General features: G+C 67.0%; 10 protein-coding genes. 6 read left to right on the top strand and 4 right to left on the bottom strand.

Annotated features, from left to right (window positions below):
• Nucleotides 1–220: 220 nt before the first annotated feature.
• The 3 genes from GSQ87_RS03225 (at nucleotide 221) to GSQ87_RS03215 (ending at nucleotide 4,629) form a co-directional block, all read left to right on the top strand.
• Complete coding sequence (locus GSQ87_RS03225) at nucleotides 221–2,851, top strand: DUF2339 domain-containing protein (RefSeq protein ID WP_216838945.1); 2,631 nt, start codon at nucleotides 221–223, stop codon at nucleotides 2,849–2,851.
• A gap of 231 nt (nucleotides 2,852–3,082) precedes the next feature.
• On the top strand, nucleotides 3,083–4,105 hold the full coding sequence (locus tag GSQ87_RS03220) for an IS110 family transposase (protein ID WP_158913151.1): 1,023 nt from the start codon (nucleotides 3,083–3,085) through the stop codon (nucleotides 4,103–4,105).
• 149 nt (nucleotides 4,106–4,254) lie between these two features.
• Nucleotides 4,255–4,629 carry a hypothetical protein gene (locus tag GSQ87_RS03215; RefSeq protein WP_158913149.1) on the top strand — a complete coding sequence of 125 codons (375 nt, stop codon included), beginning with the start codon at nucleotides 4,255–4,257 and terminating at the stop codon, nucleotides 4,627–4,629.
• A gap of 5 nt (nucleotides 4,630–4,634) precedes the next feature.
• Here GSQ87_RS03215 and GSQ87_RS03210 read toward each other — a convergent pair whose 3' ends face one another.
• The 4 genes from GSQ87_RS03210 to GSQ87_RS03195 form a co-directional block, all read right to left on the bottom strand.
• Nucleotides 4,635–5,162 carry a MarR family winged helix-turn-helix transcriptional regulator gene (locus GSQ87_RS03210; RefSeq protein WP_158913147.1) on the bottom strand — a complete coding sequence of 176 codons (528 nt, stop codon included), beginning with the start codon at nucleotides 5,160–5,162 and terminating at the stop codon, nucleotides 4,635–4,637.
• A gap of 86 nt (nucleotides 5,163–5,248) precedes the next feature.
• Nucleotides 5,249–6,697, bottom strand: a complete 1,449-nt coding sequence (locus GSQ87_RS03205; protein ID WP_158913145.1) for an efflux transporter outer membrane subunit — start codon at nucleotides 6,695–6,697, stop codon at nucleotides 5,249–5,251.
• On the bottom strand, nucleotides 6,694–7,857 hold the full coding sequence (locus GSQ87_RS03200) for an efflux RND transporter periplasmic adaptor subunit (RefSeq protein ID WP_158913144.1): 1,164 nt from the start codon (nucleotides 7,855–7,857) through the stop codon (nucleotides 6,694–6,696). Before GSQ87_RS03200 ends, GSQ87_RS03205 begins: the two co-directional genes overlap by 4 nt.
• The gene (locus tag GSQ87_RS03195) at nucleotides 7,854–11,063 is read right to left on the bottom strand and encodes an efflux RND transporter permease subunit (RefSeq protein WP_158913143.1); all 3,210 of its coding nucleotides are present in this window, start codon (nucleotides 11,061–11,063) and stop codon (nucleotides 7,854–7,856) included. Before GSQ87_RS03195 ends, GSQ87_RS03200 begins: the two co-directional genes overlap by 4 nt.
• 616 nt (nucleotides 11,064–11,679) lie before the next feature.
• Between GSQ87_RS03195 and GSQ87_RS03190 the strand changes: the two genes are divergently transcribed.
• From GSQ87_RS03190 to GSQ87_RS22390, 3 genes are all read left to right on the top strand, one after another.
• A complete protein-coding gene (locus GSQ87_RS03190) occupies nucleotides 11,680–11,985 on the top strand; it encodes a PadR family transcriptional regulator (RefSeq protein ID WP_158913142.1) in 306 nt (101 codons plus the stop codon).
• Nucleotides 11,982–12,563, top strand: coding sequence for a hypothetical protein (locus GSQ87_RS03185; protein WP_158913141.1), 582 nt, complete (start codon nucleotides 11,982–11,984; stop codon nucleotides 12,561–12,563). Before GSQ87_RS03190 ends, GSQ87_RS03185 begins: the two co-directional genes overlap by 4 nt.
• An 823-nt stretch (nucleotides 12,564–13,386) precedes the next feature.
• Nucleotides 13,387–13,654 (top strand): hypothetical protein (locus GSQ87_RS22390; protein ID WP_216838944.1); only part of this gene is annotated, 268 nt, incomplete at its 3' end.

The raw sequence follows: 13,654 nt of genomic DNA, 5'->3' as shown, positions 1-13,654 counted from the left end.
CACGCCGGCCCCGGAGCCTGAACCTGGGCTCCTGCGGCAACCTGACAGAATCCCTGATTTCGCCTGGTCTCACCTGGCGGGCCCGGAACAATCCCCCACAACTCCAGCCGAAAAGCAGCCAGCCGCGAGCCCCGCGAGACCGCTTCCGGCGCCCGACATAGCAACCCAGACTCCCGTGGAGCTCATCCGCTCGGCCACGAACTGGCTAACCGAGAACGGATTGGCCTGGTTGGGCGGCGGGGCCCTGGCCCTAGGCGGCGTGCTGCTGGTGGCCTATGCGGCCGAGCGCGGCTTCTTCACGCCGGCATTCCGGATCGCCGCGGCTTTCGCCCTGGGCCTGGGGGCGCTAGGTCTCGGCGAGATGCTGCGCCGCCGCCCGCGCGGCGAGGGCGACAATACCGCCCTGGTCTCGGCCCTGGTCACGGCCGCCGGGGCGGCGACGCTCTATGGCGCCTTCTGGGCGGCGCACAGCCTCTATGGCTTCATCCCAGCGGCGCCGGCGGCGGTGGGTCTGATAGCGGTCTCTCTGGGCTTGCTGGCCCTGGCCGTGCTGCACGGCGAAGCGCTGGGCCTGCTGGCGGTTGCTGCGGCCTATGCCGTTCCCGTGGTCACCGATGCGGGGGCTTGGGGCGGGGTGGTCGACAGCTACGCCGGCTTGATCCTGGCCACCGGCCTCGGGGTTGCCGCGCTACGGGCCTGGGGGCGGACCGGAATGCTGGCGCTGGCGGGCGCCTCGATCTGGATCGTGGCGCGGCTGAACGCGGCGGATGTGGACGGGGCAGGGGTGCTGGTATGCGCCACGCCGATGTTGGCCCTGAGCGCCGCGATCCTCAGCCAGCGTCGCGGGACGTTGAGCGGCCTGGTCGCCTGGCTTCCCACGGTAGCCGTGGCCTTGACGAGCCTGTTCGCCATCGTGCTGTGGGTGCTGGCTTTAGGGTGGACGGCGGCCGAGTCCCATGGCCCCATCTTATCGGCCTTCGCCATGGTGGCCGCCTGTGGGACGGCGGCGATCACTCTGCGGCGCGGATACCCGCCCCGCTACCTGCTCGTCGCGCCCGCCGGCGTGGTCCTGCTGGCTGCGGTCGCCATCAGCGGCGATGGGACCATCGCCCCTAGCCTGTTCCTCTGGTTCGCGCTCATGCTGGCCGCCGTTGCGGGTTCCGGCTTCGCGGCTGGGCGCGGCGTCAGGGGGCTGGTCTCCGCCACGATCTCCGCCGCGAGCGTGGCTGTCGCCCTGACCTTGGCCGACCGGACCCTCGCCCGCACCCTGCCGCTAGGCCATGCGGCCCTGGAGGCCGCCGTCGGCCTCGTCCTCGCTCTCGGCGCGGCCGGCTTCGCTCGCCAGACGAAGGCCGCGGAGAGCGACCTGCGAGTGGCAGCCTGGGTCGGCGCTTCGGCGGAGACCGTAGCGCTCGCGATCCATGCGGTCACGCCCGTGGAGTGGTCGCCGGTGGCCTATGCGGGCCTGGGCCTCGCCCTGGCGGCGCTGGCCGCTCGCCTGCGGTGGCGGGGCCTGGCCGAAGCGGCCGCCGTCGCCGGCCTCGCCAGCTTCGCAGCCCTGCTGAACCCGCAGATCGCGCGTCCAGCGCTGGACGGCTCCGGACACCTTCTGACGATCCTCGGGACCGGCGGCGGCGCGGCGTTGGTCCAACTCGGAGCCTGGGCGATGCTGAGGCGCGCCAGGACGGGGTCCAACGTGGCCGAGACGGCCTCGACCCTGGTGGTGCTGACGACCCTGCTGGGCGGCTTCCTGGCGCTGCGGGTCGTAACGGCCCCGCACGGCGCGTCCGCAGGCCCGATCGACACTTTCATGGACGCTTCGCTGCGCACCCTGCTCCTGCTTGCCTCGGGCCTAGCCCTGTCCGCTCGGCGGGGCTCGGGTCGGCTTGGTCAGTGGCGCGGACCCGTCCTGGTCGGGGTCGGACTCCTCCACGGCCTGGTCCTGCAAGGTGGGATGTTGCATCCCTGGTGGGGCGAGGGCGGCGTCGTAGGCGGGCCGCCGATGGCCGACGACCTCCTGCCGGGCCTGCTGGCGCCTGGGCTGCTGCTCATCTGGACCGCGCGAGGGCTGATACGGGTGTCGAGGCTGGCCGCGCGGGTTTCGGTAGGGGCGGGGGCTCTCTTCGTGGCGCTCTGGCTGGTGAGCGAGCTGCGACGGCTATTCCATGGCGCGGACCTGAGCGGCGGGTTCAGCTACGCCGAGATTGCTGCATACGGCGCGGCGGCTATAGGCTTTGCGGTGGGGCTGAAGGCCTTGCGGAGCCGGCTCGACATTGTGGTCGAAGGAGCAAGCGATCCCATCATCGACGCCCTGACCTGGGGGCTGCTCGCTGTAAGTGGCCTGCTGCTCTGCTATTTCGCCAGTCCTTGGTGGGGGCCGGTAGAGGGCAGACTCCGCGCGCCTCTGCTGCTGGCTTTGGGCTATGGGCTCGGCGTGGGATTGGCGGTCGGAACCGCGCGTCGGACATCGGGCCCGCTGGCGGCGGCGGCCTGGACCGTGTCGGCGGTGGAGCTGTTCGCGGCCTTGACCTTGGCAGTCCGGTTCGCATTCCACGGTGGCGCTATGCGCGTGGCTCAGCACGAGCTGAGCCTGGAGACCTGGACATTCTCCGCGGCCTGGGCGCTGTACGGGCTCGCCGTGCTGGTTGCAGGCGCTCGAACACGGATCGGCGCCGTGACTGGGGTCGGGCTGGGAGTGCTGTTGTTCACTGCCGCCAAGGTATTTCTGTTCGACATGGCACATCTATCCGGTGCTATCCGCGCCGCCTCCTTCATCGCCCTGGGCGCCATCCTGCTGGTGGGGGCGCTGGCGGCTCGCCGTCTGGCGACCGCAGGCAGTCCGCTGACGTAGACATCCTAAGCTAGAAAGCGTGGCTTTACGCCGACGAATAGATTTGTTGAAAGGCCCCCTTGGCAAGTCCGCTTACCCTCCGGCTCCCGGACGTCGCGCCGCAGCAGAAATCGAGCCTGTCCGCCGCTCGTGATGTCGTGTTCCCGGATGAAGGCTCGAGTCCGCAAATGATGCGGTGGACGGCTCTCCACCCCCGCGGGAGCATAGGCTTCTGCAGAACAGGAGAGAGCTATGGGTCAGGTCGTCACGATTGGTTTGGACCTCGCGAAGTCGGTGTTCCAGGTGCACGGAGTGGATGCGGCGGGCGGCGTGGTGGTCCGCCGGCAGATCCGACGATCTCAGTTGGTGGCGTTCTTCGCCAAGCAGCCGGCATGTCTGGTGGGCATGGAGGCGTGCGCCTCATCGCATTACTGGGCCCGCGAGCTGATGGCGCTTGGCCATCAAGTGAAGCTCATGCCCGCACAGTACGTGAAGCCCTACGTCAAACGCGGGAAGAACGACGCGGCGGATGCCGAGGCGATCTGCGAAGCAGTCACCCGTCCAACGATGCGTTTTGTGGCCATCAAGACCCCTGAACAGCAGAGCGCCATGATGTTGCATCGTGTGAGGCTCGTCCTCTGCCGGCAGCGTACTCAGCTGACCAACGCCATGCGCGCCCATCTGGCCGAGTTTGGCATTGTCGCCCCCATCGGGCGTCTCGGCATGGAGCGGCTCCTCGGCGTCATCGAGAGCACCGAAGACCGGCGTGTCCCAAACGACGCGCGCACCTGTCTGAAGATGCTGGCGGCCCAGCTCACCGTCGTAAAGGAGCAGATCCTTGAGAACGATCGGCGCGTCATCGCCGACGCGCGGCGCACCGAACTCGGGCGCAGGTTGATGGGGATCCCCGGCGTTGGGCCGGTGCTGGCCAGCGCCTTGGTGGCGGCGGTCGCCGACCCGGCCATCTTCAGATCCGGGCGCGACCTCGCCGCGTGGATCGGCTTGGTTCCTCGCCAGAACTCCAGCGGCGGGAAAGAGCGCCTCGGCTCGATCAGCAAGGCGGGTCATCGTTACCTGCGCCAGATGCTCGTGGTCGGCGCCATGGCCGTCGTCAGGCAAGCCGCACGCTCCGCTGAGCGGCGGCCTTGGCTGACGCAGCTTCTGACCCGGCGTAGGCCGAAGGTCGCTGCCGTGGCTCTGGCCAACAAGACCGCACGCACAATCTGGGCGATAATGACAAGCGGCGAGCGCTATCGCGAACCGCTTGCCGCCTAAAGCTAGGCGCACACTGGCTGCGCTGAAGAGGTTGGAAAGGGCGAACTGAGCTGACGCAGAAAGCCGGTTAGAACCGCCGGATTGAGAAACCCCGTTTTTGCGCCCAGCACATCAAGTGCGTGCAAATGGTTGGGGCTCGATCCGCGAGAATGGCATCATGGCCTGCGGTCTTCAGCACCGCATCACCAGGCCGTACACATGGCCGCACCGACCATCTCTGCACGAAGCTCAACGAAACCCTTGCCAACGGAGAGCCGTCCACACAGGGCGCGAAACTGCCGTGGCGTCTCGAATTCCGCCTCACCTGGTGGAGGGCGATGAAAAAGGTGGGAAGGGCTGTAACCTTTCATCTCTCTCCTGCCGGCTTGAGCAAAACCGAAGAGGGCCTGTCTTTGTGGGAAGCGGTTCAGCGGGAGTTTGAGGCCTCTGCGGGCGAGGTGGCCGTCATCCTCTTCCGCAATGTCATGTCTTTTGCGGCGCCGCAGGCTGAAATTCATAGCCATCGGTTAAGCTCCACCGCTTGAGCCCGTCAGGCCCGGGCCGCGCGCCTCGAATGGGCGTGGCTAGTGAAGGCGTCGGAGAAGTCCCGAGTGATGATCCGCGCCAGCAACATCTTTAGCGCGTCGGCGTCGGCGTCGTCGCCGAAGGCGTACTGGAACGAGTCGTGAGCCAGAGCCCAGGCGGCGGCGGTTTCGGCCAGCTTCTGCTTGCCCGCCTCGGTCAGCACCACGTGGCGGAAGCGCCGGTCCTTCGGGTCGGCCAGGCTCTGCACCCAACCCTCACGCTCCAGCGGCCGCAGCGACCGGGTCATGGCGCCGGCGTCCATGACCATGGCTGCGGCCAGTTCGTTGATGGCCGGCGCGCCCGCGCCGGCGATATGGTTCAGGATCGAGCGCTGGGTCACCTTGATCCCGTGCGGCGCAAGGGCCGCGTCGTAGAGCAGCGAGATCTTGCGCGAGGCTTTGCGAAGTGCGCCGCAGTGGCAAAGGCCGATGCTGGGATCGATCCCGGGTCCGCCCGCCGCATCCGCACCCGTTTCCCTGTCAGACCGAACCATCTGCTTCACCCTTCTGCGGGACGCCTCCCTCGGAGTCCGGCGACCCCGGACAGGTTTGTATATGTTGGCGATGTTGGGCCGCGCAATCAGGCCCCGGACCGTCCCGCCGGAGGCGGCGGGGCGGATGCCGCTTCCCAGCCGCCGCCAAGCGCGCGGATCAGTTGCACCGCGGCGACCATTCGCTGGGCGTGGATCCGCACCGCCGTCAGTTTGGCGGCCAGCTCGACGTTCTGAGCGGTCACGACGTCGTAGTAGGTCGAGAGCCCACCCGAGAACAGCCGGTTCGCCTGGCCGGTCGAACGGGCTGCCGCGGCCACGCCGGCGTCCTGGCTATCCGCCTCCTTGCGCAGCTGGCGAACGCTGGCCAGGCTGTCCTCCACCTGGCCGTAGGCGTCCAGGACAGTCTGGCGGTAGGCGGCGACGGTGGCGGCGTAGGCGGCTCTGGCCTGCTGGTTCAGGCCCCGGCGGCGTCCGCCGTCGAAAAGGTTGACCAGTCCCTCAGGGCCGACCGACCAGGCCTGCGCCGGGGCGCTGAACACCCGGCTTGGCTCGGCCGCCTGCAGCCCAAGCACAGCGTTCAGGTTAAACGCCGGATAATAGGCCGCACGCGCCACGCCGATATCGGCGTTGGCCGCCTCGACCCGTCGCTCGGCCGCCGCGATGTCCGGACGCCGCTGCAGCAGCGCCGCCGGAAGCACTTCAGCCACCTCAGGCGGCGTCGCGGAGATTGTCCGCGGCGCCAGGCTGAACCTGGCGGGGGGCTGGCCGGTCAGGATCGCCAGGCTGTGTTCCAGCTGGGCGCGCTGCAGCCGGATGTCCTCGGTCTGGGTCTGGGCCAGCTTGTACTGCGCCTCGGCCGCGGCCACTTCCGGCTCGCCGGCGTACCCCGCGTCGAAGCGCGCCCGCGTCAACTCGTAGGCCTTGTCATAGGCCTTCACGGTATCGTCGAGCACCTGCTGCTGGGCGTCGTCGCCGCGCAGGGTGAAGTAGTCGACCGCCACCTCCTCATGCAGGCTGAGGCCGACCTCGGCCAGATCGCCGCCGGCGGCCTGGGCTCGTGCGCGGCCGGCGCGCGCCTGATTGCGCACCCGGCCCCAGACGTCGACCTCATACTGCAGGTCGAGGCCCAGGCCGTAATTGGCGTAGTCCTTGTTCGGCAGCGGATTGGCCGCATCGCGCGACAGCCTGACCCGCGAGACCGAGCCGTCGGCGTCCAGGGTCGGGAACAGCCCCGCCTTGGCGATGCGCGCCTGGGCGCGCGCTGAATCGTAGTTGGCGACGGCGGCCTGCAGGTCTTGGTTGGCTGCGGTGGTCTGTTCCTCCAGCCGGTCCAGGTCGGGATCGGCGAACACCGTCCACCACGCGCCCCTGGGGGCTGTGTCCTGCGGCTGGGCGAGCGCCCATCCGTCGGTCTCCTTGAAGGCGGGGGGCTTGTCGACCGTCGGAGGGATATAGGGCGGCGCAAGGTTGCAGGCGGTTAGCGCCAGGGTCCCCGCACAGGTCAGGAGGATATGGAGGCGTCGGCGGGCGATCATCGCGGCGCCTGCCGGGTCGCGGTGGCGATCCGCACGCGGTCGCCGGTCTCGATCGAGGCGGGCGGGCTCAGGATCACCTGCTCCTGAGGCCCGAGCCCATCGACGATCTCCACGTCGGTCCCCAGATCGTGACCGATCTGCACGGCTTTCAGCACCGCCCGTCCGTCCGTGCCCACAGTGGCGACCCGCATACCCTCGGCGCGGAACAGCAAGGCGTTGGCGGAGATCACGCTGGCCCGGCGCGCCACGGGCAGCTTGAAGTGGACCTCGGTATAACCGCCGGGGAACAGCTCGCCGTTGGCGTTGTCCGCCTCCAGCTCGACCAGCAGGGTCTGGTCGGAGGGATCGATGGCCGTGGCCGTGCGCACCAGCGTGGCCTTGAACTCGCGGCCCGGATATTCCGGGAACCGGAGCGAGACCTCGGCCCCGGCGCGGATCAGGGCGGCGTAGGTCTGCGGGGCCTGGACGTAGATTCGCAGCGTCTTCTCGTCGGCGAGGCGGAACAGTTCCGTACCCTGGCCGCTGCCGGAGTTGATCAGGTTGCCTATGTCGGTGGACCGCGCGGTGACCACTCCATCATAGGGCGCCACCACGCGCTCGAACCCGACCAGCCGCTTCAGCCGCTCGACATTGGCCTGGTTGGAGACCACCGCCGAAGAACGGGCGGCGGCGTCGCTGGAGGCTTGGTCGTCTTGCTCCTTGGAGACCGACTGGGTCGGCAGCAGGGCGCGCACCCGCTTGGCGGTGGCCTGGGCGACCACGTCGTTGGCCTGGGCGGTCTTCAGGTCCGCCTCGGATTGGCGGAGCTGTTGATCCATCTCGGGCGTCTCGATCTCCGCCAGCAGTTGGCCCGCCTTCACGTGGGCCCCGATGTCGGTCAGCCAACGCTTCACGTAGCCGTTGGTGCGGGCGTAGATTGGGGTCTCGTAGCGGGCCCGCACCTGTCCAGGCAAAACGATCTCCTCGACCGCGGGGCTCTGGCGGACCTTGGCGACGGTGACGAAGGGGGCGGTGTTGGCCTGGGTGTCCGCCGCTAGCGCCTGTTCGGTGTGCAGCCGCGACCAGATCCCGCCTCCGGCCAGGACCAGGACGAGAACCGCGGCTGCGCCGCCCCAGAGCAAGAGCCGGCGGCGGCCTTGGCCGGCGTGGACGTCGCTCATGCGTGAGCCTCCAGGATGGGCACGGGCGGCGTGTGCGGTCCGTGCGGGTGGGATGGGGACGGGGGCGAACGGCGGGTCCGCCCGTGGATCAGGCTGAAGACGGTGGGGACGAACAGCAGGGTGGCCACCGTGGCGAGGCACAAGCCGCCGATCACGGCGCGGCCTAGCGGCGCGTTCTGCTCGCCGCCCTCGCCCAGGCCCAGCGCCATGGGGATCATGCCGATGATCATCGCCAGCGCGGTCATCAGCACAGGCCGGAAGCGGCCGAACCCGGCTTCCAGCGCCGCCTTGATCGGATCGAGCCCGCCTTCGCGCAGGCCGTCGCGGGCGAAGCTGACCACCAGGATGCTGTTGGCCGTGGCTACGCCCACGCACATGATCGCCCCGGTCAGGGCCGGCACACTCAGCGGGGTGTGGGTGAGGAACAGCATCCAGACGATGCCGGCCAGGGCGCCCGGCAGGGCGGTGATGATGATGAAGGCGTCGATCCAGGACTGGAAGTTGACGACGATCAACAAGTAGACGAGCAGGATCGCGAAGGCGAGGCCGGCAAACAGGGCCGCGAACGAGGTGTTCATCGTCTGCACCTGGCCCCGCACGGTCATCTGCGAGCCCTTGGGCAACTTATGTTGGGCCTGGGCGACGATTTTCTGGAGGTCCCTGGACACCGCGCCCAGATCGCGGCCCTGCACGGCCGCGTAGATGTCGATGGTCGGCGCGACGTTGTAGTGGGACACCACCGATGGACCGACACCGCGGGTGATGGTGCTGATCCCGCCCAGGATCTGCGGCTTGTTCACGCCCGAGGCGGTCAGGGGCAGGTTGCGCAGCGTATCGAGCGTGCCGAGCTGGTCTTGCGGGGTCTGGGCCACCAGCGGGTAGTCGACGCCGGTCTTGGTGTCGAGCCAGAAGGCGGGCTGGGTCTGGAAGCTGCCCGACAGGGAATAGAGCAGGTCGTTGGCCACATCGCGCTGGCTGAGGCCAAGTTCCTGAGCCCGCGCGCGGTCGACCTTCACGTTGAACTCCGGATAGTCGAACGACTGCTGGATGCGGGCGTCGACGATGCCAGGCACGGCGCGGATTTTCTTCAGCAGTTCCTGGCCGACCACGTTGTCCTCGGCCAGCTTGAAGCCGCGGATCTGCACGTCCACCGGGGCCGGCAGGCCGAAGTTGATGATCTGGGTGACGATGTCGGCGGGCAGGAACGAGAACTCCACGCCCGGAAAGGCCTTGGGCAATGACTGGCGCAGTTCGCGCACATAGCCGGCGGTGGGGTGATGCTTCTCCGACAAGGTGATGAACAGGTCGGCGTCCGCCTCGGTGGTCGGCGCGGAGTTGCTGTAGGACAGGTTGATGCCGCTTACCGGCAGGCCGATGTTGTCGACCACGTTGGCGATCTCGCCGCGCGGGATCAGTCGGCGGACCTCGGCCTCGACCTGGTCGCAGAGCCGCGCGGTCTCCTCGACCCGCAAGCCTGGATGGGCGCGGACGTGAAGCTTGATCTGGCCGCTGTCGACCTCGGGGAAGAAGTTGCTGCCCAGGAAGGGCAAGAGCAGCAGCGAACCCAGGGCGAAGGCCAGGAAGGCGGCGATGAATATCCGCTGGGCGCCCAGCGCGCGCTCCAGCACGCCTCGATAGCCGCGGCGCAACCGCTCGAACCCGCGCTCGAACGCGGCCTGAAAGCGGGCGAGAGGATTGCGGGATATCCGGCCGTGCTCATGCGGCGCGTGCGCCTTCAACCAATACATGGCCAGCGTCGGCACCAGGGTCCGCGACAGAATATAGGAGGCCAGCATGGCGAAGCAGATCGCCTCGGCCAGCGGCACGAACAGGAACTGCGCCACCCCGCCCAGGAAGAACATCGGCACGAACACGATGCAGATCGACAGGGTCGCGACCAGGGCCGGGACCGCGATCTCGTGCGCGCCCGCCAGGATGGCGGCGTTGACCTCCTCGCCCCGCTCCAGGTGCGCGTTGATGTTCTCGATCGCCACCGTCGCGTCGTCGACCAGGATGCCGACCGCCAGCGCCAGGCCGCCGAGCGTCATGATGTTGATGGTCTGCCCCAGCGCCGAGAGCCCCAGGATCGAGACCAGGATCGAGAGCGGAATGGAGATCGTGATGATCAGGGTGCTGCGCCAACTGCCCAGGAACAGCAGGATCATCAGCCCGGTGAGCGCCGCGGAGATCACGCCCTCGCGGACCACCCCCGAGATCGCCGCCTTCACGAACACCGACTGATCGCCGATCGGGGTGACGTCGAGGCCCGGCGGCGACGCGGCGCGGATCTGGGGCAGGCGCTGCTTCACCGCGTCGATGATGGACAGGGTGGAAGCGTCGCCGGTCTTCTGGATGGTCATCAGCGAGGCGTGTCGACCGTCCACCTGCACGATGTTGGTCTGGGGCGGCGAGCCGTCACGGACGTGGGCGACGTCATGGATGTAGACCACCGTCCCGTTCACCGCCTTGATTGGCAGGTCGTTGATCTCTTTCACGTCGAGCGGGCTGCCGTTCAACCGGATATTGTACTCGAAAGCGCCGATCTTCTGGGTCCCGGCCGGGATGATCAGGTTCTGGCGATTGATGGCGTCGTCGACGTCCTGGGCCGACAGGCCGCGTTCCTGCAGCAGGCGTTGGTCCAGGTCGATCTGGATCTGGCGCAGACGGCCGCCGTACGGGAAGGGGACGGAGGCGCCCGCTACGCCTGCCAGCTGCGTACGCACGAAATTGTTGGCCGCGTCATACAATCCGGAGTCGGGGATGGTCCGGCTGGATAAGGCGAGTTGCAGGATCGGGACGCTGGAGGCGTTGTAGCCGATGATCAGCGGCGGGGTGATGCCAGGCGGGAGCTGCTTCTGCCAGGCCTGCGCCACCGCGGTGAGCTGAGCGGTCGGAAGGTCGATCTTGGTGCCCGGTTGGAAGTAGAACTTGATCACCGAGACCCCGGTCAGGGACTGGGACTCCACGTGCTCGATGTTGTTCACCGTCACCAGCGCGACCCGTTCGAAGCTTCCGGTGATGCGGTCGGCCATCTCCTGGGGCGGCAGGCCGCTGTAGTTGTAGATCACGCTGACCACGGGCAGGCCGATGTTCGGGAAGATGTCGGTGGGCGTTTTCATCGCCGCCAACGGTCCCAGGATCAGCAGCAACAGCGCCATGACGATGAACGTGTAGGGCCGCGACAGCGCGAGCTTGACGATCCACATGACGCGCCGACCTGCCTTCCATGCCGTTCCCAGAGCCGATCCGAGCCGCACAAAGAGGTGTGCGGCCGAACTCGCACTGCCGGTGCGGGGCGACCTCGCAGGGCCAGCCAAACGCCAGCGCTGCAACACTAATTGCATATGCAGTTACATGGAGTGTGAGGCGAACTCAAGCTCGGATTTCACCGTGGACGATGACGGTGGAGCATTACAGTTATTATTGTTACGCCTTGTAAATGGCGCTTCGGCCATGCACACGCTAACGCCGAACGCGTTTAAGGCACGAATGATTGCCTATGCTGTTATTTGGGGCTGCGCGCGCGCCGAGGGCGGTCCGCTCCGCCTCCAGCTCCGGACATCAGGACGTGGCGGAAATCGAGCCTAGCCGGCGCTCGGCATGTCGTGTTTCCGGAGGAAGGTCAGAGTCCGCAACGGGCGCGGTCTGGCCGGCAGCTGGCCTGAGGGTCGGGGGGAAGCGCTCCCGTCGAGGGGCGGGGGATACGAGGTTCTACTCTGTCCTCTGCGGGAGTGACCCGCCCAAAGTCGGGCTGTAGCTAATCGGCCTTCACAAGGAGGAGATTCAGCTTGAAGAGGAACTCTACATATATAGAATGGACTCATGGTCGCCCATCGCCGTCTCTCTCCTCAAACCGTCGCCGTCCTAGAGGCGCTTTCCGCCTCCTCGGATCAATGGCGCTACGGCCTGGAGATCGCCGCCGCTACGGGACTGAAATCGGGCAGCCTTTATCCGATCTTGGTGCGGTTGGATGAGCGGGGCTTGCTGGAGAGCCGATGGCTGGAGCCGGAAAAACCGGGTCGGCCACCGCGTCACACCTATCGAATGACCGGGGCAGGCCGTGCGGCGCTGCGCGCGGCTATGCAACCGACGCCAGCCAATGTCCTCGCAAAAGGAGCCCTCGGATGAGCCTTTCCCGTGTGTTCGCCCATTGGCTCATGGGTCGGGCAGCCACCGTCGCCCCGACAAACCGAGCCGCTTGGCTGCAAGCGATGCAAGGTGAGTTCGAAACGCTTGAGGCCGAGGGCCCCGCTCTTAGTTGGGCCGCCGGATGCTTCACCAGCGCTCTACTATGGAATATCCACGCCGACGCCGTCTATCTGTTTGCGCTGGCGTTCGCGGTCATAGTCACGCCCTACCTTGCTTACCCCTTGATGCCTCTCGTGCACCTACCCGATTTCTTCCAGTCTCCGCTCCTGTTTGGGGGCGTGCTCTTGGCGGGAGCCTTGATCACTGCGCTCCCCTGTCTCGCGCTCGGCGTTTACCGTCCTGATCGGGCAGTGCTGACAGCATTCGTGGTTATCTTGACCGACCCCGACCTCGAATCTGTTTTCTCAAAAATCACCCCATCTCTCTTCAGAGTGAAATGGGGCTGGCTCTTCATTTTGGCTCTTTTTTCCCTTCTGGTTATACCTAACTTGGCGGCGGCAGGAATGGGCGCCTTCATTGGTCGAGCCGCGAGAGCGAGACGCCAACACAGCACCTGAGCCCCTCCCCATTCCGCCGAATCCGAACGCGAAAAATCATGGGGAGTTTCGCTCCTTCCTCACGTCAGGTTGTCAGCCTCCAAGTGGACCTTTCTAGAACCAAAAATGGTCGCCCACCGGCGGGGGGCCTTCAGCCCGAAAATCAGTAGCGGGCGCCGTCCGAAGTCGGAGACGCGTAATGTCCGAAACACGGCGGGGGTAACTTCGTCCGGACAACCCCCATTAACTGCCATTGATGGCGGCCCACGCGGCGGTTTGGGGACGACTCTGGCGTCCGGATTCCGGCAGAAGGGAGAGGTCGGCTTTGGGCGCGAAGCCGCGGGGAAGGCTTCTCCAGCCCTCGCGCCGGAGAGCGGACATAGAAATGGGCCGGGGAAGGTGAAAAGCAGACCTCGCGCCCCCCATAGGCGCTCGTTATCTGGCTAAGGCCTCCGTCGGCTGCTGACGAGCTTCCCCGACAATCTCACGGAAAGCGGCAATCACCACATCTGGGCGCTCGTTGAAAATCCAATGGCTGGCTCCAAGCGAGTCCGCTTGACCCCCAGCTTTTGACATCAGGGCGCTGCGGATATCGAGCTTGGCCGGTGCTCGCAATGTCGTGTTCCTGGAGGAAGGCCGAGGACCGCTAAGGGCGCGGAGCCGCGGGGAGGACCTCTCCAGCCCGGTCGCCGGAGAGCGGACATAGAAACGGACCGGGTAAGGTGGAGAGCGGACGATGCCGAAGGTGCCGTAACCCGACAAACCGCTTGCTAACCTCGTTGGGCTGCGTCCCGGCATGGCCGAATATCGATACAGCGTTAGCCTTCGGGTCAGACACCCGACAATGGATTTGAAGGCCATCACGAACGTGCTGGGGATAACGCCCCGTGTGGTTTGGCAGGTTGGTCAGCCTCGACGTACGCCGAAAGACACGCCCTTGCCGGGGACTTATGAGACCGGCTTTTGGACGGCCCGAATTATGGACGGCGCGTCCGCTGAGAAGGACTTGAGTGCGGCGCTCGCGGCAGCCCTCGATACAGTCGCAGCGGGTTCGTCCCTGTTCGCGGAGATTGCCAGAACAGGAGGTCGCACCGAGTTCTTCATCGGCTGGT

This window comes from Caulobacter sp. S45 (assembly GCF_009765965.1).
In the GTDB taxonomy this organism is placed as follows: Bacteria; Pseudomonadota; Alphaproteobacteria; order Caulobacterales; family Caulobacteraceae; genus CAHJWH01.
This window is presented reverse-complemented; position numbering and strand designations above follow the sequence as displayed.

What these genes read in the sequence shown, in the direction of transcription:
- GSQ87_RS03220 (WP_158913151.1), top strand. Translation starts at nt 3,083, where the DNA reads ATGGGTCAGGTCGTCACGATTGGTTTGGACCTCGCGAAGTCGGTGTTC.
- GSQ87_RS03215 (WP_158913149.1), top strand. Translation starts at nt 4,255, where the DNA reads ATGGCATCATGGCCTGCGGTCTTCAGCACCGCATCACCAGGCCGTACA.
- GSQ87_RS03210 (WP_158913147.1), bottom strand. Translation starts at nt 5,162, where the DNA reads ATGGTTCGGTCTGACAGGGAAACGGGTGCGGATGCGGCGGGCGGACCC.
- GSQ87_RS03205 (WP_158913145.1), bottom strand. Translation starts at nt 6,697, where the DNA reads ATGATCGCCCGCCGACGCCTCCATATCCTCCTGACCTGTGCGGGGACC.
- GSQ87_RS03200 (WP_158913144.1), bottom strand. Translation starts at nt 7,857, where the DNA reads ATGAGCGACGTCCACGCCGGCCAAGGCCGCCGCCGGCTCTTGCTCTGG.
- GSQ87_RS03195 (WP_158913143.1), bottom strand. Translation starts at nt 11,063, where the DNA reads ATGTGGATCGTCAAGCTCGCGCTGTCGCGGCCCTACACGTTCATCGTC.
- GSQ87_RS03190 (WP_158913142.1), top strand. Translation starts at nt 11,680, where the DNA reads ATGGTCGCCCATCGCCGTCTCTCTCCTCAAACCGTCGCCGTCCTAGAG.
- GSQ87_RS03185 (WP_158913141.1), top strand. Translation starts at nt 11,982, where the DNA reads ATGAGCCTTTCCCGTGTGTTCGCCCATTGGCTCATGGGTCGGGCAGCC.